Here is a 25824-nt window from a genome sequence, read left to right as displayed (position 1 = left end):
TCACTGACTCTCCCGCGCAATGTCTGCCATTCGATGCTGGCACCAGAGCCAGCTGCTAATGCCGCCCAACAGGACGGCGGCTACCAGTGCCGCCGCAACCAACTGCGACTCACCGTAAAATTTACTCACCACCGGAACCATCAGCGCGCTCGCGCCGTAGCCCAGCGTATGGCTGGTGGCGATAGCTCCCGCCCCTTTGCCGGTAGATAACCTATCGTTCAGCATCAGTTGATAGCCCGGCGTCGCCATCGCGGCTCCAAACGAAGCCAGCGCACAGCCGAGATAAAACAGCGCCAGCGGAGCGGTACACATCAACCCCAAGCCAGCGATCATCAACCAAGCGGCAACCATCAGTAGCTGCGGCGGAGTAAGACGCTGCGGTCGCACCACCAAAAACTGTGCCAACAGCGTGCAACCCGCTGCCACGCTGAGCAATACCGCCACATGGTGGCTAACGGTCGTCGCCGAATGGCTAAACAGTTGCTGCAAATGTGGAGCCAAGCCCAACTGCATCAGGCTGACACAGCCCGCCAGCAGCAACGCACACAATAAATAGGGCATCATCGTCAGCCGCAGGCGGTTTTGCTGATGCGCCACCGCAGGCAGTGGCGGGTCGTTATGCTGGCGACAGATCACCAGTAACGCGATCAGCGGCGCAATCGCCATCAACCACAGCGGAGCCATCGGGTGCAGAGACAGCGCCAGGGCCGCACACAGCGGACCAAGCAACCGGCCACAACTGAGGCCGGAACTGATAGTGGCCAACGCCGCCATACGTTGTTCATACCCAGCGCGTTGCAGCGCCCAAGTCTGGCTGGCTGGCACCATGCCCGATACTGTCAAGCCGTAGATAATGCGCGCCACGATCAAGCCACCCAACCCAGCCATTTCAGGCAGCCAGCCAGCAGCCAGCCCCCACACGGCCAAGGCCAATAACGCAAAGCTGAGCAGGTAACCCGCCAGGGCCATAACCACCACGTATTTACAGCCTCGAATTTCTGCCTGCCGCCCCCACCAGGGAGAGCCGACCAGAAACAGCATCGATCCCAGCGTTAGCAACCCTGCCCACACCGACAGCGAGAGCTGGGTCAGGCTGACCAACACGGGTAATGCGACCAGCAAACCATTTTGCCCAATGCCCAATAGCCCGGCACAAAACGCCAGCGGCCAGTTTGAAGGAGAATTATTACCAATTGCAACGATTTTTGAACCGGAAAATAAGCGCATTAAGTAAAATAACCGTTAAAAAAATGATGTTTTTGTGTGTAATTAATCAAAAAATTGTATCATGCAGTGATTGATAATAATAAGAACTATTGATATAAGAATCATTCTCAATCGCTCCAGAGTGACAAGGGTCATGACCATCCAGTTAGCAAGCGCAGCAACCGATGTGGCTGCGCAATGTTTCCTCAACGCGCTAATGCGTGAAACCCGGGACTGGCACATCGTGCCGGCAACCCATAGCCAACAACCTCAGCTACATCTCCCACTTTCGGATAGCCAGTTCATTCGCATTCCATTACGGCATATCTCGCCAACCCAACATCATCAATATCAGTTCCCCGCCTGCCTGAATGGCAACGGTGAAGCGCTGAGTTTTGAGCGGTTGGTTACGTTGTTGCTGGCCAAACCGGCGATAAAAGGCCAACTGAGTGAGGAGGTTTTGGCACGCTTTCGCCAGCGAGTGCTGGAAAGTCATGACAATACCCAACAGGCGATCGCCATCCGGCTGGACTGGCCAAAGCTACTTGACCAGCCGCTGAATTTTGCCCAGGCGGAACAAGGGTTATTAGCTGGCCATGCCTTCCACCCGGCTCCGAAATCCCATGAGCCCTTCGATCAGCAGCAGGCACAGCGCTACCTGCCAGATTTTGCTGGCAGCTTCCCCCTGCGCTGGTTTGCAGTAGATAAGCGCAACCTGTGTGGCGACAGCCTGGACCTGACGTTACAGCAGCGCCTGCAACGCTTTACCGCAGAAAGCGCGCCGCAGCTGCTAGGCCATTTTACCGATGACGTCTGGCTGCTGCCGATGCATCCATGGCAGGCCGATTATCTGCTGGCACAAAGCTGGTGCCGCGAATTGGTCGAGCAGCACAAGCTGTGCGATCTGGGTGAGGCCGGTGAACGTTGGCTGCCAACCAGCTCTTCACGTTCGCTGTATCACGCGGGCAGCCGCGACATGATCAAGTTCTCCCTCAGCGTACGGCTAACCAACTCGGTGCGTACCCTGTCGGTCAAAGAAGTGAAGCGCGGTATGCGTCTGGCTCGACTGGCACAGACCTCCCGCTGGCAGGAACTGCAAGCTCGTTACCCAACGATGCGCGTGATGCAGGAAGATGGTTGGGCCGGGTTACGTTCCGCAGACGGCACAATCCAGGAAGAAAGCCTGATGGCGCTGCGCGATAACCTGCTGTTCGGTCAGGCGCAGAACCAAACCAACGTGTTGGTTACCCTGACACAGGCCGCGCCAGACGGTGGTGATAGCCTGTTAGCCGCGGCAGTGCGTCGCCTGGCTGCCCGCCTGAACTTGCCGTTGCAACAAGCAGCCCATTGCTGGCTGGACGCTTACTGCCAGCAGGTGCTATTACCCCTGTTCAGCGCCGAAGCCGACTACGGCCTGGTGTTGCTGGCCCATCAACAAAACATTCTGGTGGAAATGCAGCAGGACTTGCCGGTGGGCATGCTGTACCGCGATTGCCAGGGCAGCGGCTTTACCCGCGATGCCACGCCTTGGTTGGATGAAATCGGCGAAGCCGAAGCGGAGAATCGCTTTAGCGAGCAGCAGCTGTTGCGCTACTTCCCCTACTACTTGCTGGTGAATTCTACGTTGGCCGTGACCGCCGCAATGGCGGCAGCAGGGTTCGACAGTGAAGAGAGCCTGATGAGACGAGTACGGGATGCATTAACCACGCTGCGTAACACCGCGAAAAATACCCGTTGCCTGGACTATGTGCTCGACAGCCAATATTGGAACTGCAAGGGCAACTTCTTCTGCTATCTGCACGATCACAATGAGAACACCATTGTCGATCCGGCGGTGATCTACTTTGATTTCACCAATCCGCTGCGCGTGGAGGCCGCTCAATGATGCCCGTTGCCAAGATTGTTCACGCCACCAGCGGATTCCGTTGCGAACTGCTGGGGAAAAACCTGTCCCTTAGCCTGGGATTGGACGGCAGTGCCGCGTTGCATTATCCAGGCTCACTGCCAGCAGGCTGGTTGATCCAGGCGTTGGATCAGTTGCTGATCGCAGCTCCACAGCTGAGCGGCATTGCCCTGCCCTATGCCGAATGGCGTGAGGAGCCACAGGCTCTGGCACTGTTCGCCCAAGCCAGCGGTGATTATCTGGCCCGTGAAACCTTCTACCAACTGCCGCTGTGGCTGATTGCCGAACGCCATACCGCTGGCGGCCAAATGCAATACGATGCCGAGCGCGAGCTGTGGTTCCCGCAGCGCCCTGCCCGGCCCAGCGGTGAGGTGTATCGCCGCTACGATCCGCAAATCAAACGTAGCTTGAGTTTCCGTTTACCTGAAGTCGAGCGCGACGCCGAGCAGTTCACCCGTTGGATGAATTCCCCCCGCGTTGACGCCTTCTGGGAAATGAGCGGGCCGCTCGAAGTGCAAGCCGCCTATTTACAGCGCCAGCTTGATTCCAGCTATTGCTACCCACTGCTGGGCTGCTTTGACGACCAGCCGTTTGGCTATTTCGAAGTTTACTGGGCACCCGAAGATCGCATTGGCCGCCACTATCGCTGGCAGCCGTTCGATCGTGGCCTGCACATGCTGGTCGGCGAAGAGGACTGGCGTGGTGCGCAGTACATCCGCAGTTGGCTACGTGGCCTGACCCACTATTTATACCTGGATGAACCCCGCACCACTCGCGTCGTGGCCGAGCCGCGTGCAGATAATCAGCGGCTGTTCCGCCATCTCCCCACCGCTGGCTACCAAACGCTGAAAGAGTTTGATTTCCCCCATAAACGCTCACGGCTGATCATGAACCAGCGTGATGACTTCTTCCGCGAGGGACAGGTATGAGCCGCCACGATTACGCTGATTGGCAACGCGTTAACCTGCAGATGACCGCCAAAATCCTGGCGGAACTGGAGTACGAGCGCACCTTGCAGGCCGAGGAACACGGCGGCCAATGGCAAATAGCCCTGGGTGACGCGACTTACAGCTTTAACGCCAAACGCGGGATCTGGGGTTGGTTGCACATCGACGCCAACAGCCTGAGCTGCGATCGCCTGCCGCTGGCCGCCGATCAAACGCTGCGGCAGCTGGCGCAGGTGCTGAAGATGGACGACGCACAGATCGCCGAACATTTGGAAGATCTGTACGCCACCCTACGCGGTGACATGCAGTTACTCACCGCTCGCCACGGGATGAGCGCCAACGATCTGATTGCGATGGATGCCGACGCGCTGCAATGCCTGCTGGCAGGCCACCCGAAGTTCGTCTTCAATAAAGGGCGCCGTGGCTGGGGGCTGACGGCGCTGCAACAGTATGCGCCAGAATATCAGGGTCAGTTCCAACTACACTGGGTGGCCGCCAAACGCAGCAGCTTTGTCTGGTGCATTGACGAAGACTTCCCGCTAGAAAACTTGCTCAACAGCGCGATGGACAGCGGGGAACGCCAACGCTTTGACCGCCGTTGGCACGACCTGAAGTTGGACAACGACTGGCTGCCGGTGCCGTTGCACCCATGGCAATGGCAGCAAAAAATTGCGCTGCATTTCCTGCCACAACTGGCCAGCGGTGAACTGGTTGAGCTGGGCGAGTTTGGCGATCGCTATCTGGCTCAGCAGTCCCTGCGCACTTTGACCAATACCAGCCGCCGGGTGCCCTTCGATATCAAGTTGCCGCTGACCATTTACAACACCTCCTGCTATCGCGGCATTCCGGGCAAGTACATCAGCGCCGGGCCCGCTGCTTCACGCTGGTTACAGCAGATTTTCGCCAGCGACAGCACTTTGCAGGCCAGCGGCGCCCAGATCCTGGGTGAACCGGCGGCGGGCTATCTGGCCCACCCAACCTACGGCGCGCTGCCCAAGGCTCCCTACCGTTATCAGGAAATGCTCGGGGTGATCTGGCGTGAAAACCCGTCCTGTTATCTGCAACCCGACGAGCAGGCGATCCTGATGGCGACGCTGATGGAAACCGACAATCAGGGTGAGCCGCTGATCGCCGCCTATATTGCCCGTTCCGGCCTGAGCGCAGAGGCGTGGCTGACCCAAATGTTCCAAGCGGTGGTGCTGCCGATGTACCACCTGATGTGCTGCTACGGGGTGGCACTGATCGCCCATGGCCAGAACATCACGCTGGTGATGAAAGACCATGTGCCGCAACGGGTGCTGCTAAAAGATTTCCAGGGCGATATGCGCCTGGTGGATCAGGACTTCCCACAGGCCGCGTCACTGCCGCAGGTGGTAAAAGACGTAACGGTGCGCCTGCCTGCCGACTATCTGATCCATGACCTGCAAACCGGGCATTTCGTCACCGTGCTGCGTTTCATTTCGCCGCTGATGAGCGCCTGCGGCATAAGCGAACCGCGTTTCTATCAAGTGCTGGCACAGGTGCTGGAGCGCTATATGGCGCAGCATCCGCAGTTGGCCGACCGCTTTGCCCTGTTCGACCTTTTCAAGCCACAGATTATTCGCGTGGTACTCAACCCGGTGAAACTCACCTATTCAGAGCAGGATGGCGGCAGCCGTATGTTGCCGAACTACCTGCAAGATCTGGATAACCCTCTTTATTTGGTCTCCAAGGAGTTTGCCCAATGAATCAGCCTCTGGATTTCATCGGCATCGGCGTCGGCCCATTCAATCTGAGCATTGCCGCACTTGGCAGTGAGGTTACCGGCTTTAACAGCAAGTTTTTCGAACGCAAACCGCACTTCTCCTGGCACCCGGGCATGATGGTGCCGGACTGCCATATGCAGACCAGTTTCCTCAAGGATCTGGTCAGCGCGGTTTCACCGACCAACCCGTACAGCTTTCTCAACTACCTGGTGAAAAGGAAGAAGTTCTACCGCTTCCTGACCACCGAGCAGCGCACGGTCTCCCGCGAAGAGTTCGCCGACTATCTCGACTGGGCGGCTAACGGGCTGGAGACGCTCGAGTTCAGCCAAGACATCCGCAGCGTGGATTTTGACGACCAGCAACGCCAATTTGTTGTCACCACCCAGCGTGATGTCTACCGTGCGCGCCATATCTGCTTAGGGATAGGCAAACGCCCCAAGCTGCCGGACTGCGTCAGCGAACAGAACGATCGCTGCTTCCATGCCAGCGAAATGAGCCTGCGTAACCCGGACCTTACCGGCAAGCGCGTCACCGTAATCGGCGGCGGCCAAAGCGGTGCCGATCTGTTTTTGAATATTTTCCGCGCCGAGTGGGGCCAGCCCAAGCAGTTGAACTGGATCTCGCGCCGCAACAATTACAACGCGCTGGACGAAGCCGCCTTCGCCAATGAGTACTTCACGCCGGAATACGTAGAAAGCTTCTACACCCTGAGCGACAGCGCCAAACAGCGCATGCTGACCGAGCAGAAAATGACGTCGGACGGCATCACCAGTGGATCGCTGCTGGCGATTTACCAGGCGATGTATCACCGCTTTGAAGTATTACGCGAAAAGCCTTGGGCCCACCTGCTGCCTAGCCGCTCATTGGCCGCGATGCACGCATCCGGCAATGGCTATCAGTTGGTCACCCATCACCACCTCGATCAGGGCAAGGAAACCTTCGACTGCGACGTGGTGATCTTCGCCACCGGCTATCAGCAAGACCGCCCGGCGTTTCTCGCACCGTTGGCCAATCGCCTGCTGACCACGGCGAACGATGAGTATCGCATCACTCCAGACTTCACCCTGGAATGGCAGGGTCCGAGCGAAAACTGTCTGTTTGCCGTCAATGCCGGCATGCACAGTCATGGCATTGCCGAACCCCAGCTCAGCCTGATGGCTTGGCGTTCGGCCCGTATTCTCAACCGGGCATTAGGACGCGACCAGTTCGACTTAACGTCCACCCCGGCGGTGATCCAATGGCGTAGCCAGCAGGCAGCGGTAACCGCCCAAGCTGCACACGACGCCATCTTTAACTTTAACTAACCATGGAAACGTTTGAACAATAATGAAACGCAGACACCTCTGGGTACTAAACCCTTGCCTGTTGGCAATGCTCGCACCAACGGCCTGGGCAGAAGAACAAAAAAATGATGACCAACTGGTGGTTTCCGCCAGCCGCTCTCACCGCAGCGTAGCGGAAATGGCCCAGACCACCTGGGTGATCGAAGGCCAGGAAATTGAGCAGCAGGTGCAGGGCGGTAAAGAGATCAAGGATGTGCTGTCGCAGCTGATCCCGGGCATGGACGTCAGCAGCCAGGGCCGTACCAACTACGGCATGAACCTGCGCGGCCGCTCAATGATGGTGATGATTGACGGCGTGCGCCTGAACTCATCGCGCAGCGACAGTCGCCAGCTCGATTCGATCGATCCGTTCAACATCGCCCATATTGAAGTGATTTCCGGGGCTACCTCGCTGTACGGCGGCGGCAGCACCGGTGGCCTGGTCAACATCGTGACCAAGAAGGGCCAGGAAGAAAAACAGGTTGAGCTGCAGCTTGGTGGTAAAACCGGCTTTAACAGCAGCAGCGATCACGACGAAAACGTGTCGGCAGCAGTCAGCGGCGGCACCGATAAAGCCTCTGGGCGCCTGTCGGTTTCCTATCAGCGTTACGGCGGCTGGTATGACGGCAAAGGCGACGAGGTGCTGATCGACAACACCCAAACCGGCCTGCAATATTCCGATCGTATCGACCTGATGGGCACCGGCACCATCAATATCGACGATCACCAGCAGCTGCAACTGACCACGCAATATTTCAACAGCGAGTCAGACGGTAAGCACGGCCTGTATCTGGGGCAAAACTTCTCGGCGGTGACCGGTAACGGGCAGGCCTACAACAGCGGTAATCTGGATTCGGATCGCATTCCAGGCACCGAACGCCATCTGATCAACCTGCAATACTCCAACACCGATTTCTGGGGCCAGGATCTGGTGGCACAGGTTTATTATCGTGATGAATCGCTGACCTTCTATCCGTTCCCAACCCTGAGCGGCGGCAAGGTAACCAGCATCGGCGCCTCACAACAGAAAACCGATTTCTACGGCGGTAAGCTGACCCTGAACAGCAAACCGATCGACAGCCTGACGCTGACCTACGGCTTCGATGCCGATCATGAAAGCTTCAATGCCAACCAGCAGTTCTTCAATCTGGCACTGGCCCAGCAGTCTGGCGGGATGACGCTGCAAAATGCCTACAACGTCGGCCGCTATCCGAGCTATACCACCACCAACCTGGCACCGTTCATGCAAGCCAGCTACGACATCGATCCGATGTTTACCCTGAGCGGCGGCGTGCGCTACCAGTACACCGAGAACAAGGTGGATGATTTCGTTGGCTACGCACAGCAACAAGGGATCGCCAACGGTCTGGCGACCTCAGCCGATGCCGTGCCGGGTGGTAAAACCGACTACAACAACGCGCTGTTCAACGCCGGTTTGCTGGCCCATCTGACAGAACGCCAACAGACCTGGTTCAACTTCTCACAAGGGTTTGAGATCCCGGATCTGGCCAAATATTACGGCTCCGGCACCTATAAGCTGGTGAACGGCCACTATCAGCTGCAAAAAAGCGTCAACGTCAATGACTCCAAGCTGGACGGCATCAAAGTTGACTCCTACGAGCTGGGCTGGCGCTACAATGGCGACAACCTGCGTACCCAGCTTGCGGCCTACTATTCCCTGTCAGACAAGACCATCACCATCAACAAGACCGATATGACCATCAGCATGAACACTGATAAGCGTCGGATTTACGGGATGGAAGGCGCGGTGGACTACTTCTTCGACGACAGCGAATGGAGCACCGGTGCCACCTTCAACCTGATCAAGTCGGAAACCAAGACCGATGGCAAATGGGAAAAGTTGACCGTCGACACCGCCAGCCCGTCGAAAGCCACCGCCTACGTTAACTGGGCACCGGGTGACTGGACGGTGCGTGTGCAGTCGCAGCAAACCTTCGACGTTTCGGACAGCCAGGGCCGCAAGCTCGACGGCTATAACACCATTGACGTCCTCAGCAGCTATGCCCTGCCGGTGGGCAAGGTCAGTTTCAGCGTAGAGAACCTGTTGGACAAAGACTACACCACAGTGTGGGGCCAACGGGCGCCAATCCTGTATAGCCCAACCTACGGCGCGCCGGAGTTGTACAGCTATAAAGGCCGTGGCCGTACCTTTGGTTTGAACTACTCAGTGCTGTTCTAAGACCGCTCCGATATCACCAGGCCGAATTCCTCTATTCGGCCTGCTTTTCATCCGCACAAGGGATGCGAGTCCCACCAACACCAAAATCATAAATAAAAAAACATAGATATGTTTAATATCTATACACACCTGTTATTATTGCGATTTATCCTACTTGCGAATGGCAAAAATAAAATATAAGATAAAAAGTCATTAAGATTCCTCCGAATACAAAAGACGTCAAATCGCAGACTATTTCGACCTTAACTTCACTCACGCTATTTTTAAAAGAAAAAACAAAAATCAAAGGCGATAACGCTGCCAAAACAGCATAATATGCTTATGCATTAAATTCCCTACAGTAATGATATTAAATATCAAAATCAATCAAAATAATCTACAAAAACAAACGAAAATATCAAAATAAAGCCAATAACAAGATTTAAACTCTTTTTATTTCGCTTATTTTTTTATCTTTATGAATTGACATTAACTCTTCAGGCAATAATATATAAAGCCGATGTGTGGGAATGACAGTTCCAATTGATGAAGTCAGAGCCAGACAGTTTTAGCAGCGGATGCGGCGGAGTTGATAATGGATGATACGATTCAAATTAAATATGTAGCAGCCCCCATCACCAAGACGAGTGAGAGTGGATTATTGCTTTTTGGCTATATTATCAATGATGAGTATCAGGTAGATATCAAATCGGGTTCGGTAATCAAACTCTATAATACGATAGAGTACCCCCATCAGGGTGAGGAACGATTTACCAACTATCTAAGACTGCGTGAAACGATGTTGCGGTTGTTGACTTATCTATTGGCACACGCCAGCTGTGGCTATGTTTCCAACCAGGAGTTACTGGTACAGGTTTGGGAGAATCATAACCTATCCTCCTCAACCACAAGATTGACCCAAGTTATTTCCGAACTTAAAGCAAGGCTAAGTAAAATTGGTATCGCCGATGACTTTATTAAAAGCTCGAGAGGAAAAGGATATACCTTACGTGGAGCCTATGTGACTCCACTATATATAAAAAAAATATGATTTAATTGTTTATCACCGCCATAAAAGGGAACAGTATTTTCACTGCCATAGTGAAATGACGGCTCTGATGTTACTCCATGTAACGCTCAGAGTATTTTAAGGATAATTAACAAGGATCATATGCAATGAAAAAAACCACATTAGTAATGGCTCTCTCACTGGCTATCGGCGGCTTCGCTGCGCTTCCGGCTTCCGCCGCTATCACCGTAGCGGGTGGTAATATCAATTTCACCGGCGAAGTCACTGACGCAACTTGCCTGATCAACGATCAGACGCCAAATGGTGCTGTTGATCTGAACGTGCCTTTAGAGACGGTCAGCGCCAGTGAGTTAAGCTTTGCCGGTGCCACGGCCAAGCCTGCACCATTTACCATCAAACTGGGTGGCCCTACTGATTTAAACTGCACCAACGGTAAGATTGCTTCAGTGTATTTTGAACCAACTAGCCCGGCTATCGATAATGCGACCGGTTGGTTGAAAAATACTTCAGCCACCAATCCAGCGACAAATGTTCAGGTACAAATCCTGAATGGCGAAACCAACAGCCCGATCAACCTGGTATCCGGCAATAACAACCATGCGCCGAAAACCATCGCCAATCAAACTGCCGAATATACCTACATTGGCCAGTATGTTGCTGTAGGTGGCGCAGCGGGCCCGGGCCAAGTTGCCTCTACGGTTAAATACAGCATCGTTTATCAATAAAACCTGATTGAATAGGTTATGGCCCTGTTACCACAGGGCCATATTTGCCACGTCTTTACTGACGAGATTGCTATGCGCTTGATTAAAAAATATTGGCTACTGCTATCGCTGCTGTTGAGCGGATTTTTTTCCACCTCTTTACATGCCGGTATCGTCATATCGGGTACGCGCGTGATCTACCCAAGTGATGCCAAAGAAGTCACGTTGAAACTGGAAAATAAAAGCCGTTTCCCGCTATTGGTTCAATCTTGGATAGATGCCGGCGATGCGAATTCAGCTCCTGAAGACAGCGATGTTCCTTTTATGATCATGCCACCGGTTTCACGAGTTGAACCCGCCAAGGCGCAAACCTTGCGTATTACCTCAACGCCGTTGGTAAGCCACGCCACCGACCGCGAGACGCTATATTGGATCAACGTGCTTGAAGTCCCTCCCCAGTCGAAAGGGGATCAGAATTACCTCTCCATCGCCTATCGCAACCGCCTGAAGGTATTTTATCGCCCTTCCACGTTGCCAGGGCTGTCACTGGAAACCCTGGATAAGGTGAGCTGGCAACGGCAAGGGGAAAAACTGCTCGCTAAAAACCCCACGCCATACCATATCAGCTATGCCTCCGTGCAGTTATCTGGTTATGGCATCGCCTCGGTAGCCGGCACAGATGGCGGCATGATCGCCCCTTTCTCTGAGCAAACCTTTCAACTAAAACGCGATAACAAGGTCATTGCGGTGCCACCAAATAGCGTAATCACCAAGGCGATTAATGACTATGGGGCTTTTATTGAAAAAATATACCCGTTAGGCCGCTGACATAACCCTTTTTCAGAAGTATTGGCTTATCTGAGTCATCAAGGACGCTATGACTAGGTGTAAACCGACAATAAAAACCGTGCTGAAGTGGTTTCTTTCATGTGCCATGGTTTCAGCCACTTCCAGCTATGCGGCAGACACGCCGGAAGAAGTGACATTCGACCCCAGTTTTTTCCCTGGCGGTAAGGTCGGAACATTCGATCCGGCCCAATTCAGCCGCAGTAACGTCGTTGTTCCTGGTATCTACACCGTGGCGATCGAGCTTAACGGCCAGCGGATCGGCAATGAAAAAATCCAGTTTAAGGCCCAGCCGGGCAATAACCTGCAAACCCTTTCCTGCTATCCGGGCAGTTTCTTCTCGTTGCTCAATTTGAGCGCAGAGAAACTGTTGGCTCAGATCCCTGCCGTGCAATTGGCGCCATTAGTGCAAGAGGGCTATTGCGGTTCACTCAGTGAACTCCTGCCCGGGGCGACCGTCAGTTTTGATGTCGGCGAGCAAAAGCTGACGTTGACGATACCGCAGTTGCTGCTCAACAGGACACCGCGTGGCTATGTCAATCCCGAGCTGTGGGAGGATGGCTTAACCGCCTTGATAGTGAACTACAACGCTAACGTTTATCAGTCAAGACAGCGGGAAAACAGCAACACCTACGGCTATCTCGGGCTGCGTAACGGTCTGAATTTCGGCCCTTGGCGCGTGCGAAATAACGGCAGCATCAATTGGTCCTCGGGAGAGAGTGGCGGGGATTACAAAAGCACATCTTCCTATATCAGCCGCGATGTTACCGCGCTGCAATCTCAATTGATCCTGGGTGACGCCTTTACCAGTGGCGAACTGTTTGACGGCATACGTTTCCGAGGGGCCAGACTTTATTCTGATGACCGCATGCTACCTGACGCTCTACGTGGCTACGCCCCCGTAGTTCGTGGCATAGCCAATACCAACGCCAGAGTGATCATTACTCAAAATGGTTACACGCTCTATACCACGACGGTATCTCCGGGGCCTTTCGAGATTAACGATCTCTACCCCACCAGCTATGGAGGGGAATTGACCGTACAAGTAGAAGAGGCCAATGGCCAAGTCAGAACCTTCACGGTTCCTTATGCTTCAGTGACTCAAATGTTGCGGCCAGGGATTAGCCGCTACGAAGTGGCTGCGGGTAAAGTGAATAGTGATGGGTTGGCAAACAAGCCTGAATTTGGCAGCCTGACCTACCAGTTGGGCCTGAGTAATTTCATTACCGGCTACACCGGCGCCACCGCCAGCAAAGGGTACCTTTCGGCCTTATTGGGTGGCGCTATGAACACGTTTATCGGCGCACTTTCATTGGATGTCACGCAAGCGAAAACCCGGTTGCCCGGCCAGCACCCGCGTTCAGGGCAAAGCTATCGTATCGGCTTCAGCCAGATGTATCCAGAAACACAAACCAGCTTCTCAGTAGCCGCTTATCGTTACTCTACCGACGGTTTCCTGAGCTTAAATGACGCTGTGCAGCTGCGCGATCTGGCACTGCGTAATGGAAATATCGATGCCTATGGCCGTCAACGCAGCCTGTTTACGCTTTCGGTCAACCAGCAACTGGGAGAAGGCTGGGGAAGCCTGTATGCCACCGGTAATCATACCTCTTACTGGAACCAGAGCAGTTCGCAACAGAGCCTGCAGCTAGGCTATAGCAACTTCTGGCGCAATCTCAGCTATACCCTTTCGGTCAACCGAACGCTAAGCGGGCAACTCACAGGAAATACAGAAGAGACAACGGCGGATCAGCGGGAAACCCAATACGCGTTGACGCTCTCGTTACCGCTAGGCTCGAACCTCCATGCGCCAACGCTCAATGCTACCGGCACTACCGACGACAAGGGGAGCACTGGCCTGATTGGCCTGTCGGGCAATGCGGGTGAACAGAATCAGTTTAACTATGTCGTCAGCACCAGCCGTAATACTGAAGGCAATAGCAACTTTTTCAACGGTGGCGTTGGCTACCGCTCATCCCTTGCCCATATGGGCGCAAACTATAGCTATGGGCAGGGAAACCGGCAGGTTTCAGCAAGCATGGATGGTGCTCTGGTAGCCCACCGTGGCGGTATCACTTTAGGGCAATCACTTGGCGAAACAGGCGGTCTGGTACGGGCACCTGGTGCTGAAGGCGCTCTCGTCACCGGCGCTCCCGGCGTTCAGATCGACCGTTTTGGCTATGCCATCGTCCCTTACCTGCGGCCCTACTATCTCAATCAAGTCGATATCGATCCCAAGGGCAGTTCACAGGACGTGGAGTTGCTGTCTACCCGCAATACCACCGCCCCCCGCGCCGGTGCATTGGTCCTGCTTGATTATGAAACCAAACGCGGCAAGGTGACCTACATCAGAGCCAAGCGACCGGACGGTAGCCCACTGCCCTTCGCTGCCAACGTCTATGATGCACAGAACAACGCCGTGGGGGTTGTCGGCCAGGCCAGCCTGGTGGTGGCGCGCGATCTCGACCTGAAAGGCATGTTGCAGGTGAGATGGGGGGATAGCCAGGCAGAGCATTGCAGCATCCATTATTCGCTGCAGCCAGGCACCTCTGTAGACAGCAGACAGTTGATTCAAGGAGTCTGCCAATGACGAAGTGCCCACACTCAATGAGAAACGACATGAAAAGACTATTCGCCTCAGCAACGGCGATATCACTGATGCTCTGCGGCGGCCTGTATGCGCAGAATGCGCTCGCAGCAAGTGCGGGTTGTGATTGGGATAGCTCCTCCGCAGTCAAAGCTCCGCTTGATACCCGATTGACCATCGGCGGCTATGTTACCGTGGGAGAGGACCTTCCCATCGGCAGTGTCATCTATTCCCAACGTATCCAGACCAATGGCAACGGTGCCAGTCTGCTGTGCCGTGCGGGGGTTTATGATCTGGTTAACGCCGTAATCAGCGCCCCCCATGGCCAATCCAGTTACCGTGACGCGACGTTTCCCACCGTGTTCAATACCAATATTTCTGGCGTCGGGGTAGCCCTGTGGCAAGGTACCCCCGATGGTAACAGCGGCTCCCATCTACAGCTCCCAGGTAGGCTTACTGCCTTCTTTTCACCCAGCAGCGAAAGCGTTTTCAACTTTACCGGTCAGGACGATGCCGCAGTCAGTTTTAATATTGCAATGATTAAAATCGCCGCCAACATCGGCAGCGGAACTATTAGCAGTAGCGATCTCCCCAGGTTCAAAACCTCATTCGACGGCAATGGTGAAAGTTTTGTCTATCAACAAGCGAGGATAGTGGGCAACCTGACGGCGATCCCGGCGACCTGTAACGTTGGCAACAATTATTACCTGCCGCTCGGGGAGCACTATCCTGATGAGTTCAACGGTATCGGCAGCACGGCAGGCAGCGCCGAGGCCCAGATTGTTCTGTCGGGTTGCCCTGCCTTCTACGGTTCAACCTCTTACGGCGTGTTCAAGCCCAACGTTATCAGCCTCAAGCTGACACCGCGTAACGGATTTATTGATGCCGAACGCGGGATCTCGAAACTGAATACCACCGCCGGTGACGCAGCCTCAGGGGTAGGTGTCCAACTGAGTTTCAGGCAGGAAAACGGCAACTACCAATGGGCCAAATTCAACCAGAGCATCAATCTGGCAAATTACATTACCTTCCTTGAAGACCGCGGCAGCGATTACAGCCTGGGCGTCAAGGCGACTTATGTTCAAACCTCAACCCCTATCCGGGCGGGCAGGGCTGATGCCCAAATAGAGTTTATGATCACTTACCAATAACCGGGAGTGGAGAATGAAGATAACGAATACGCAGAGAATACTGTCTCTGCTGGTGCTGATTTGCTGCGGTAACAGCGTTGCAGCCGCCTCGACTGGCATACTGAACGTCACTGGCTCCATTAAGCTCGCGACCTGTTATTTTGACAGCGTCGAGGGGCAAGAACACAAGGACTACGACTGGATGATGCCGCAGGTCTCTGTGGGGAGCCTACGCACAGCCGGTATGACTCATGGCCGTTCGCTAGGCAGCATCCATATCGGCGGGGTACATTGTACCAACGGTTACACGCCCTATATTACGCTGGGAAATGGGCCGACGGTCAATGCGGATACCGGCAACCTGGTCAATACGCTGATCGGCGAGGCCGAAAACGTCGAAATCCGGCTTCTGATGAATGACAAGCCGCTGGATTTACGCACTGCCCCACGCGTTGGCTGTGCCGTTATTGTCGATAACCACAGCCAATGTGATATCGGCTACGAGTATTATGCAACCGGGCGCGTAACCCCCGGAAAAGTGAAGAGTGCGGTACTGTTTAATATCAGCTATGACTGATTTCTTCAGTGCTCCGAGCAAATTGATGCCTGCGCTTGTCCGGTAGCAGGCATCACCCCACCTACGGCATATTTCGTCCAGAGCAAATCTCCTGCATCTCTTTACACAACAGCTTGCTGATCTCCAGTTGCCGGGCCTCGCTGAGGGTGTGTAACCTGGTGCTGAACAGGTAATCATGCAAATCGAACGCTTTTAGCAACATCTTGGTATGGAAGATATTTTCCTGATAAACGTTTACATCCACCATCTGGTATAGCGACTTTATCTCTGGCGAAATGAAGTTTTGGATCGAATTGATCTCATGATCGATGTAATGCTTCACCCCATGCACATCCCGGGTAAAACCTCTGACCAGGTAATCGACCGTCACAATATCTGACTCCAACTGCTGGATCAGGTAGTTGAGGGCTTTCAGCGGTGAAATCACCCCGCAGGTCGAGACGTCGATATCGGCACGAAAGGTGCAAACCCCACACCCAGGGTGACTTTCCGGGTAGGTATGAACGCAGATATGACTTTTGTCCAAATGCGCCACGACGGACTCTGGCTGGAGAGGTTTGACGCCATTTGGGCTTATCGGCTCCTCACTGGCGAGAATAGTCACGCTGGCACCTTGAGGCTCATAGTCCTGGCGGGAAACGCTCAGCACGTTGGCCCCAATCAGCGAACAGGTTTCAACCAGGATCTCGGCCAGACGGTTGGCATTATATTGCTCGTCTATATAGGCGATATAGCCGTCGCGCTCAGCTACCGTCTCGGCGTAACAAATATCGTAGATACAAAAACTCAGACTCTTGGTCAGATTATTGAATCCATGCAGCTTAAGCCTTGGCAATTGACTTCACCTCCCTTATTCCTTCACCTGCGGCCACTACCGCAATTGCATACGGGCAACGCATTCCGGCAGCCCGACCTTAATCATGGTTTCATCATTTTTGACGGTGATAAACAGGCACTGCTTATCCTCACCAAACGCCAGGCTGTTGGGATGCGGAGCCATAGGTATGGTCTGCAGCAGGCAATAGCGGGCTGTATCAAATACCGTTAGCGTGCCTTCGCCAATATCCACGCGAATTCCTTTGCGATTGGCGACGTACAGCCTTTGCCGCTCGCTATCCCATGCCAGGCCGATCGGCACTTCATCCGTTGCCATACGTGCAATAACGTCGCCATTGTCGGCGTTCAGAGCGAAGACCTGATGGCCCGCGCTACGGGCAACATATTCACGTTCCAGATGATTGTTACGCCAATCACTGCGGTCAATGCCCTGATCGACACCGAAGATCCGGTTTTGCTGTGGGTCATAGACCATATTAAGCAGCTGATCGACTTCGATCTCCCATTGGGAAACAACCGCCAAGCTGTCTGGATCCACCACAAACAGTTGGCCCTGCATGTTAGATACGAAGACGCGGCGCCCCGCTTCATCCAGCGTGATCCCCACCACGTTATAACCGAAACCGTGAATAATCTTCTCTAGCTGACGCTTGCGGGTATCCACCACAAACAGCACGCTATCGATACCCAGCCCCAGCCCCGGCAAGAACAGACGCTCACTACGGGGATCGAAAACCAGCTCCCGCAGCTTCCATGGGAAGCCTTCGCTCACGCCAAAGCGCTCCAATTCCCGTAATAAAAAAGCCTGACGCTCGCCGACAATCCCCTCCCGTTGGTACAGTTGCTTGAAAGCAATCTCCTGCATCAGCGCAATGGTGGCGATCGGCCGATTGGCGGCAATATCCACTACGGCGACGGTGCCGTTAAATCCCTGTGAGAGATAAAGATGCCCACGGTGATCGTCCAGCGCCACGCCAAACCCTTTGACCTGTAACGATATCTCCTCCTCAACGGCCAGGGTTTGCGGATTTATCCGCAGTACACGGGATTGCCCCTCATCCTCCCAATCGGGAGAGCTGACAAACAGCGCCTGCTGTGAGGCGCTGTAAACCAGCTCTACCAAGGTTTTGGCCGGATAGATGCGCTGAATATCGGTCAACGGCTCCTGCTTCATAACACACTCCTTTTATGGCGTAATGCATCAAGCCGTAGCGCCGGTTGACCAACGGAATCGGCCATAACGGCAAACACCTGACGTGTTGTTTGGACGATCTGCTGTACCTGCTCGCATGAATAGCGATCGGTGCGATAGCTCAGCATGACGCGCACCGAAGGCTCACCGTCGATTTGCTCTTCCATCACCTCAAACTGCAACCCCAGCACCGATTCCGTTTTCTCGGGATCGATCTGGCGAAAGCGGATCTGCTGACCATCGGCCAAGCTAAACGCCCCGTTAAGCTTATTTTTGGCATGAAGCTGAATGAAGACCTCAAACATATGGCTGTCGTGTGACGCGCGATCGCCAAACAGCCCCTCTTCGACCAGATCGATCGGGATGTCGCTAAAAGGCAGTGAATCATTTATCTGCCGTTTCACGTCATCGATCAGCGCGTTCAGCGTGGTGTCATCAGTAAAACCGATCCGATGGGCGACAACGGTGGTGAAGTAACCGATGGTATCGAAAAATTGCGCGTCGTTACGCCCAGAGGCCGAGGTGCCAATGACCAGATCTTTCGCACCACCCAGCAGATGGAGCGCCGCAGCAATTCCGCTGTATACCACGTTAAACAGTGAGGCGCCCTGCTGTTTCGCCAGGCGGTAAAGCCCAGTGGAAACAGCCTGCTCCAGCTTGAACTCAACCCAGTTGCCAGAGTGAGAAGCCGCATCGGCCTGTTGCACTTCGCTGGCGAAAATCGACGCCGAAGACGGCGCTGGGTGCAAACGTTCCAGCCAGAACCGCAGATGTCGATCGTTAACCCCGGCCTGTTGCTGTTGGATTGCGAACGCGTGGAACGGCGGGGGTGTCTGCTGACACTCCGGTGCCGATCCGGCGGAACGGCTTGCCATCGCCTGGGCCAATTCATCCATCAGGATATTCACCGACCACTCGTCCAGCACAATATGGTGGAACAGTAGCGAAACCACCTGTTGGCCATTTTCCTCATCCCGCAGGAAGGTGATGCGTACCGGTAACTCATCATCGAGCTCAAAGTGGTGGCTGGCTGCGCGCTGTAGCGCCTGTTCCAGCGGCATATCCTGAGACTGCGAATGCCAGAACCATTCGTACTGAGAGAGCATCTCCGGCGGAACGATCTGCTGAAAAACCTCGCCGGAAATGTCGACAAACAGGGTGCGCAGAGCCGGATGACGCAGCAAAATATCCTGGAAAGCCTGGAAGAACAGCCCTTCATCAATCGGGTCGAGAAAGCGCAGCGCAAAGGGAATATTGAAGGCTTCGCCGCAGCCTAGCGCCTGATAGATTTTCCACAATGACTGTTGCGCCAGCGATAAAGGAGCCTGCGGGCTTAGCGATGCCAAACTCTCCGCTTGCTTACCCGGCGAAGCGGCCACGTTATTAGCGATGTAGGCATAGCGCGCCAGTTGAGCCGCACTGGGATAGCTGAAGAGATCGTTGATATTGATCTCAAGATGCTGCTGGCTCTTCAAGCGGCCAATAATGCGTGTGGCAATCAGCGAGTGCCCGCCGAAATCGAAGAAATCGTCATGTTCCCCCATCGTGGGCACGGCGAGCGCCTCGCGGAAGGCTTGCAGGATATGTTGCCGTATCGCCGCATCAGATCCCGGTGTGACAGGGGAAGCCACTGCCTGCGCAAAGACCTCAACCGAGCTCTGCCGAGCGGCACAATCCGGCTGCGGCAAGAGCTCCATAATGAATGGCTCAGAGAAGTGCGGGGGAACTTGCTGCTGATACAGTGCGCTGACCTTGTGCGGTATATCTCGCCAATCCAGCGATGCTGACAGAATACGATGCACCACCATCCCCAGAATGCCGTCTCTGTCACCGGAAAACAGCATAAAGCGCAGCGGCGGAGACTGCTCCAGGTCAAAAGGTATCGCTTTGGCGCTTAACAGGGCGTCAATAGCTTCCTGGGGATGGCGGATCGTCTGGATGGTCACCGCAGGCGGTGAACATGAATTGTCACTGCGCATCAGCCCGCGCTCACCATAAACGTAACGGGCGTTCATACCTGGCCACTGCCGTTGGGCTTGTTCGAGTGCGTTGACCAAGCGGCCATAATCCACGGCACCGGTTAACTGCCAGGCCAACACCTGTTGGCCTTCCCCATGTAGCTGTTGCTGATGTTCGAACCAGGCCTGCTGCTCAAACTCGCTGGCGGCTTCTTCTTCACCGCTGAACTCGCTAAAACTAGTGTTCACATTTCCCTCCCAGGCAAAAACCTGCTGCGCCTTTCATTGGCGATAGATGGCCTTAGAAATCCAGTTGGACGACGGCACCCACCAGGCGTGGCCGCTGAATAACCGCGGTAGAAACGTCGTTATTCATCACCATGACGCGTTTATCAGAATCAAACAGGTTTTGTGCAAACACGCTGACGCGCCCCTGCTTGAAGGTGTAAGCCAACTGCATATTGGCAATCACTCTGGAAGGGATTTTCCCGCGTTGATCGTTGTCGTACTGGGAATAATAGGTATCGGAAAGCGTCACATTACCGCTTAACTCCAACCCTGGCATAAGATTATATTTCGCCCCCATATTGGCGGTGACTGCCGGAGCGCGTGGTAATTCATGGCCATCAATTCTGCTGTCGGAGAATTTCTTGATTTTGGTTTTTAATAACCCTACTGAGCTATTCAGCTCAAAATTCCCCGTCGGTTTCCAGATAGCCCCAAGTTCAGCGCCATAGGTTTCGACCTTATCTGCATTGCGGATCATCATTGAGTTCATATTGGAATCCAGATAATACGGCAGTTGCATGTCTTTATAGTCGTTATAAAACAGGTTGGTGATCACCTCGAGATTAAGATCTTCAATGCCATGGCGGCTATACAGCTCATAGTTCCAGACATATTCAGGATCGTAGGTATAGTTGATCAAAGGGGCGGAAAACGTCATCCCAGCGCCACCGCCGTTATAGCCGCGAGCCACCTTGGCACCAAAGGTTTGCCGCGATGAAGGCTTCCACGCGACATCCAGCTTGGGCAGGAACACATCCCAGGTTTGATCAAAATCGACCTTGCGCGCCTTGCCGCCCTTACGTTGACGGTGCTCTCTTTCCACCCGGCTGGCGGCGGTAATATCGATATGTGGCAACACGGCCCAGGTCAATTCGCCAAAAGCAGCGTAGGTATCTGTTTTATCCTTGAACGGGCTACCGCCAGGGAACAGGTTCACGAACTCATCCTGCGACGCATGGAAGTAACGCGCACCAGCCAGGCCACGCCAGCGATCGTTTGGTGTGCCGAAAAGCACCAGCGGCTCCATTTGGAACTCTTTCCCTTCAATGTCGGCCCACGGTAGCGCTTCTGCGGTACGGCGATGGTTACTAAAATCGGTATAAATAAACTTGTTCTGGACGCTTAACTGCTCCGACGGTTCCCAGGCAATATCCCAAATGCCACTGGTGGATTGGGTCTCAACGACTGGGCGACGCCGGTCAAAACGGGAGCTGGCGTGGTTGGCCGGGCTTAGTGCTTCATTCTGCGGAGCCTGGCTTTCATAATGATTTATCGAAAGTTTAGTGGTGAGATCGCGTAGCCCGGCCGGGTTAAACAACAGCTTCCCACGGATGTTGGTCACTTCGATTTCGCGCGGATTACCCACCGGTTCGTAGGAGATCAGATCGACAAAACTCTCCCGCCGCTGGCGGTCGGCACTCAGGCGAAATGCCAATTGGTCCTCAACAATCGGCCCCGATAACATGGCAGAAGCCTGGGTAGAATCCTGATTTCCGCCCCCGGCCCTGACCGCCGAGGTCCAGTCAAACGTCGGGTCCTTGCTGCTCATAACCACCGCACCGGCAATCGCATTACGCCCCTGAATGTAGTTCTGCGGCCCTCGGTAGACTTCGACCCGTTGCATATCCCACAGGGATTGCGGCCCGACGGCCAGTTCGTTGTAGGTTAAAGAACGCCCATCAAGCGAGAGGTTCATACGCGGCCGGGTACCGCTGAGGAAGGCGTTGGCACCCGTGGCGGGCCCTGAGCCATCAATGCCGCGAATGGTTGGAATATCGTTACCAATGCCCGTATCCAGGACGTTGGCCGTCATTTTTAATAAATCGGATACCTGCGTTGCACCGGGCAGTGAATCGATCCGCGCATCGTCAAACACCTCAATACTGGATCCGGTATCGTAAATAGTACGTCTTACTTTCTCCCCGGTAACAATAATGGTATCAGGCTCGTTATTCTCATTACGTATTGGGGCATCATCGGCAGCAATGGCATCCGCTGCGGCGAAGACACATAACCCCAGTATAACGGAGGGCATATGATATTTTTCAGAAATACGCTGGTGCCTGGTACATAATGAAACCGGGCGTTTTTTATCACCCTTTAATTCGCTCATTGATCTCTCCTTTGCCAAATGCACACTAAATTTTTAGTTTTTCAACTGAGCGACAAAGAACACACTGCTTAGTAGCTGGTCTTTACGACCTTATTATTAGTCATCCACTTAATAACTGCGTTTATTACCGCAACATCCAAAATTAGGCACAGCTATTATTTAGAGTTTCCCGAGGTACATCGACCAAGAGACAAGCAAGTCAATAATCACAAACGATAATCATTTACAATCTTGAATGCAAATCAATTTGATCATATTTGCGACACCCCTCCCTTAGCCTTGGCGACAGCCACCACGCAGTAACAGAGCCAGCAAGTACCCGCCACCTATCATCCCCGTCATTAATCCTACCGGCATCATCAGCCCTGATGGCTGTATCTGGGCGACCATATCGGCCCCTAACAACAGGCAGCCGCCCACCAGACCCGCACTGACCACCGGCAGGTTTGAATTGCGTGTCAGGCGTATTGCCAGCTGTGGTGCCATAAGCGCGATAAAGGCAATCGGCCCCGCCGCGCTGGTTGCCACCGCAGCCAAAATCACGCCGCAAAACGTCATAATCTTGCGGGTGAGATCGACACGGACACCCAACTGGTGGGCTACCTCATCCCCCATGGTCATGATGTTCAACCCTCTGGCACATATCAGCACCACCGGCAATAACAACGCGATGCTGGCGGCCACCGGGATAACGTGCAGCCAGTTTCGCCCCTGTGTGGTTCCCGCCAGCCATAAAGTGGCCATCACGGCGTTATCAATATCGCCTTTAACCAGCAGCAAACCATTGAGGGCACTGAGGACCGCACCGACACCAATGCCCATCAAGATCAGGCGGTATCCCTTCACCACGCCGTGATGATGGGCTAGCCAGTAGACCAGCAACGACGTCGCCAACCCCCCGGCCATGGCCGACAGCACGATCGCCACGGTGTTACCGTTGAACAGGACAATCTGCACAATCGCACCAGTTGCCGCACCGGTGGTGAAGCCAATGACGTCTGGCGATCCGAGCGCATTGCGCGATACGGACTGAAAAATCGCCCCGGAGATGCCCAAGGCGCACCCTACTAAAACCGCCGTCAATACACGCGGCAGGCGGATCGCCCTGACAATTTGCTGCGCCATGGGATTTCCTTGCCCTGCGATGGCTTGCAGCACGCTCGATACTGGCAACGTAAAGCGCCCCACCGTCAGAGCGAAAGCGGCAGCAACCAGCAACAAAGAGGCCAAAGCCAGACATACCAGCACCGTCCGGTTGACGCTCATACCCGCTCCCCCTGCCAACGCTTCACCAGCAGCACGAAGCAGGGGCCACCGATCAGCGCCACCATGACGCCAACGCTGACTTCACCGGGATAGCCAACGATGCGCCCCAGAATATCGGCCAACAGCACCAGCATGGCGGAAAACAGCATGGCCCAGGGCAATAGCGCTCGATGCTGTAATCCGGCAACGGCACGGGCAAAATGCGGTGCGGTCAGGCCAACAAAAACGATTGGCCCAGCCGCCGCCGTGGCTGCCCCCGCCAGTATCACGATAATCAGCGCGGACATGACCACCAGCCAGCGCGGATTAACGCCGAGCGCCTGGCCGGCATCCGAGCCGAGTGCCGCAATATCCAGCATTTTGCTGCTGGCCAGCGCCAGCAACAGCCCCACGCCCACCAGCATGGCAACCGGGAGCAGTACGTCGAACCCTCTTCCCTGTAACGATCCAATCACCCAGTGCCGGAAACGATCGAACGCTTCTGGTTCACTGTTGATGATGACGAGCTGAGTCAGGCTAAGCAGCACAATGGTCAGCGCAGCCCCGGCCAGCACAATCCTTACCGGGTTATTGCCATCAATGCCGCCCACCAGCAACACCGCAACGCTGACTATCGCCGCACCGGCCACGCCAAACCACATAGTGCTAAAGACATTCGTCACATCAAACAGCGCGATCGACAGGACGATCGCCAACGTGGCACCGGCATTCACACCGAGCAGGCCGGGATCCGCCAGAGGATTACGGGTGAGCGTCTGCATGATGACGCCAGCCGCGCCAAGTGCCGCTCCAACCACCACCGCCAATAAGGTGCGCGGCAGCCGTAGATAGCAGACCAGTAAATGCTCACTATTGTGCGGATCAAACTGCGTGATCGCCTGCCAAATCACCGCAGGCGGAATGGGGCGAGCACCGAAATAGAGGCTAAAGCAACTGAGAACCAGCAGTAAAACCAGCCCAGAGACCAGGCCAGTCTGTCGCCAAGCACACATTTCACCGCTCCTGCGTTGGGCTACCGGCAAAATGGCGGACAATGTCTGCCACCATCTCACTGGCGCTGTAGTAATCCACCCGGAATGCATGTGCGCCGAGGCTGTAAACCCGGTGTTGTTGTACCGAAGGCAAGCGCTGAAGCAGCGGGTCATGCAGAAATTCGTTTATCCTGACGTCGCCTGCGCTCAACAGAAACGTGGTGCCCGCCGTTAACTGCGTCAGATTCTCATATTCAGCCCAGATAAAGTCACCGGAGCGGGTGAGATTGCTCTGCCAGGCCGGGTTTGGCGCTTCGATCGAAAACCCTAACGACTCAAGTAAACGGGCGTGCACACTGGCCGGTGTCGCCACGGGATTGACCGTTCCCGGGCCGTTAAAATTGATAATATTGGCTTGTCCGTCAGGCAGATGGATTTGCTGGCGGGCGTTGGTCAGCAGCGCGTCAAAACCGCCGATCCGCCGTTCAACCTGCGCCTCAAGCCCCAGTGCGGCTCCCAGCTCACGGGCCAGAGCTTGCCAGGTCTGGTTGCCATAATTCACGATAATGACCGGTGCAATAGCCCGTAGCTCAGCCAAATAGGCGCGCGATGAGTCTGCGCCATTGATTGAGACGACGATCAAATCGGGAGCCGTGGCATAGGCCAGTTCGAGATCGACACTGCCCGCGGGCCAGGCTTTAGCGATGTGACGCTGCTCGGCCACCTTGACCCATTGCCCAAAGAACTGGCCGTTTACCGCCGTCGCGCTGGCGACAACCGGAGCATCGATCGCCAGTAGCGTTCCGGTGACGCTGACGGAGGTAGAGAGAATACGGCCCGGAGGGGCCGGGATTTGAGTGACGGAGCCATCCGCGTTGTGAAACGCCCTGGGCCAACCTTGCGCAAAGCCATGGCCGCTGCCCATCAGCAAGGTCAGTAATAATAAAAACCCCAATGCGGGATGACGACGTTTACCCGGTAACAACCTCATCTTCTGCTTGCTCCCTGTGCATAACCCCGAGG

The 25824-nt window shown here is 54.7% G+C and carries 19 protein-coding genes; 11 read left to right on the top strand and 8 right to left on the bottom strand.

Annotation, left to right across the window (positions count from 1 at the left end; all coding sequences use genetic code 11):
* A complete protein-coding gene (locus WN53_RS13475; protein WP_024483629.1) occupies positions 1–1227 on the bottom strand; it encodes an MFS transporter in 1227 nt (408 codons plus the stop codon).
* A 133-nt stretch (positions 1228–1360) separates the two neighbouring features.
* Between WN53_RS13475 and WN53_RS13470 the strand changes: the two genes are divergently transcribed.
* The 11 genes from WN53_RS13470 (at position 1361) to WN53_RS13420 (ending at position 16176) form a co-directional block, all read left to right on the top strand.
* Positions 1361–3091, top strand: coding sequence for an IucA/IucC family protein (locus tag WN53_RS13470; RefSeq protein WP_024483628.1), 1731 nt, complete (start codon positions 1361–1363; stop codon positions 3089–3091).
* A complete protein-coding gene (locus tag WN53_RS13465) occupies positions 3088–4038 on the top strand; it encodes a GNAT family N-acetyltransferase (RefSeq protein WP_024483627.1) in 951 nt (316 codons plus the stop codon). The genes WN53_RS13470 and WN53_RS13465 overlap by 4 nt, the downstream gene beginning before the upstream one ends.
* The gene (gene iucC, locus WN53_RS13460) at positions 4035–5783 is read left to right on the top strand and encodes an IucA/IucC family protein (protein ID WP_024483626.1); all 1749 of its coding nucleotides are present in this window, start codon (positions 4035–4037) and stop codon (positions 5781–5783) included. The genes WN53_RS13465 and iucC overlap by 4 nt, the downstream gene beginning before the upstream one ends.
* The gene (locus WN53_RS13455; protein ID WP_024483625.1) at positions 5780–7105 is read left to right on the top strand and encodes a lysine N(6)-hydroxylase/L-ornithine N(5)-oxygenase family protein; all 1326 of its coding nucleotides are present in this window, start codon (positions 5780–5782) and stop codon (positions 7103–7105) included. Before iucC ends, WN53_RS13455 begins: the two co-directional genes overlap by 4 nt.
* Before the next feature lie 22 nt (positions 7106–7127).
* Entirely contained in the window at positions 7128–9323 is a 2196-nt protein-coding gene (locus tag WN53_RS13450; protein WP_024483624.1) for a TonB-dependent siderophore receptor, read from the top strand.
* A 574-nt stretch (positions 9324–9897) separates the two neighbouring features.
* Positions 9898–10353: a winged helix-turn-helix domain-containing protein gene (locus tag WN53_RS13445; RefSeq protein WP_052754317.1), complete on the top strand. Its 456-nt coding sequence runs from the start codon at positions 9898–9900 to the stop codon at positions 10351–10353.
* 125 nt (positions 10354–10478) lie between these two features.
* Positions 10479–11057: a fimbrial protein gene (locus WN53_RS13440; protein WP_024483622.1), complete on the top strand. Its 579-nt coding sequence runs from the start codon at positions 10479–10481 to the stop codon at positions 11055–11057.
* A gap of 18 nt (positions 11058–11075) precedes the next feature.
* Entirely contained in the window at positions 11076–11864 is a 789-nt protein-coding gene (locus WN53_RS13435; protein WP_051346245.1) for a fimbrial biogenesis chaperone, read from the top strand.
* A gap of 49 nt (positions 11865–11913) precedes the next feature.
* A complete protein-coding gene (locus WN53_RS13430) occupies positions 11914–14472 on the top strand; it encodes a fimbria/pilus outer membrane usher protein (protein WP_046808079.1) in 2559 nt (852 codons plus the stop codon).
* A 29-nt stretch (positions 14473–14501) separates the two neighbouring features.
* Positions 14502–15620, top strand: a complete 1119-nt coding sequence (locus WN53_RS13425) for a fimbrial protein (RefSeq protein ID WP_158645281.1) — start codon at positions 14502–14504, stop codon at positions 15618–15620.
* 13 nt (positions 15621–15633) lie between these two features.
* Complete coding sequence (locus tag WN53_RS13420) at positions 15634–16176, top strand: fimbrial protein (RefSeq protein WP_024483619.1); 543 nt, start codon at positions 15634–15636, stop codon at positions 16174–16176.
* Between the two features lie 61 nt (positions 16177–16237).
* Here the strand turns inward: WN53_RS13420 and speD are convergent, their stop codons facing one another.
* From speD to fepB, 7 genes are all read right to left on the bottom strand, one after another.
* Positions 16238–17011 carry an adenosylmethionine decarboxylase gene (gene speD, locus WN53_RS13415; protein WP_037411530.1) on the bottom strand — a complete coding sequence of 258 codons (774 nt, stop codon included), beginning with the start codon at positions 17009–17011 and terminating at the stop codon, positions 16238–16240.
* Between the two features lie 36 nt (positions 17012–17047).
* Positions 17048–18187, bottom strand: a complete 1140-nt coding sequence (locus WN53_RS13410) for a YncE family protein (protein ID WP_024483618.1) — start codon at positions 18185–18187, stop codon at positions 17048–17050.
* A complete protein-coding gene (locus WN53_RS13405; protein ID WP_024483617.1) occupies positions 18184–20412 on the bottom strand; it encodes a condensation domain-containing protein in 2229 nt (742 codons plus the stop codon). The genes WN53_RS13410 and WN53_RS13405 overlap by 4 nt, the downstream gene beginning before the upstream one ends.
* A gap of 52 nt (positions 20413–20464) precedes the next feature.
* Complete coding sequence (locus WN53_RS13400; RefSeq protein ID WP_390901002.1) at positions 20465–22486, bottom strand: TonB-dependent receptor; 2022 nt, start codon at positions 22484–22486, stop codon at positions 20465–20467.
* Between the two features lie 351 nt (positions 22487–22837).
* A complete protein-coding gene (locus WN53_RS13395) occupies positions 22838–23830 on the bottom strand; it encodes a FecCD family ABC transporter permease (RefSeq protein WP_024483615.1) in 993 nt (330 codons plus the stop codon).
* On the bottom strand, positions 23827–24822 hold the full coding sequence (locus tag WN53_RS13390) for a FecCD family ABC transporter permease (protein WP_080660665.1): 996 nt from the start codon (positions 24820–24822) through the stop codon (positions 23827–23829). The genes WN53_RS13395 and WN53_RS13390 overlap by 4 nt, the downstream gene beginning before the upstream one ends.
* Before the next feature lies 1 nt (position 24823).
* Positions 24824–25792, bottom strand: a complete 969-nt coding sequence (gene fepB / locus WN53_RS13385) for a Fe2+-enterobactin ABC transporter substrate-binding protein (protein ID WP_024483613.1) — start codon at positions 25790–25792, stop codon at positions 24824–24826.
* Positions 25793–25824: the final 32 nt, after the last annotated feature.

This window comes from Serratia fonticola, from assembly GCF_001006005.1.
Taxonomy (GTDB): domain Bacteria; phylum Pseudomonadota; class Gammaproteobacteria; order Enterobacterales; family Enterobacteriaceae; genus Chania; species Chania fonticola.
The sequence above is the reverse complement of the archived record's forward strand: the minus strand, read 5'-3'. Positions and strand labels throughout refer to the sequence as shown.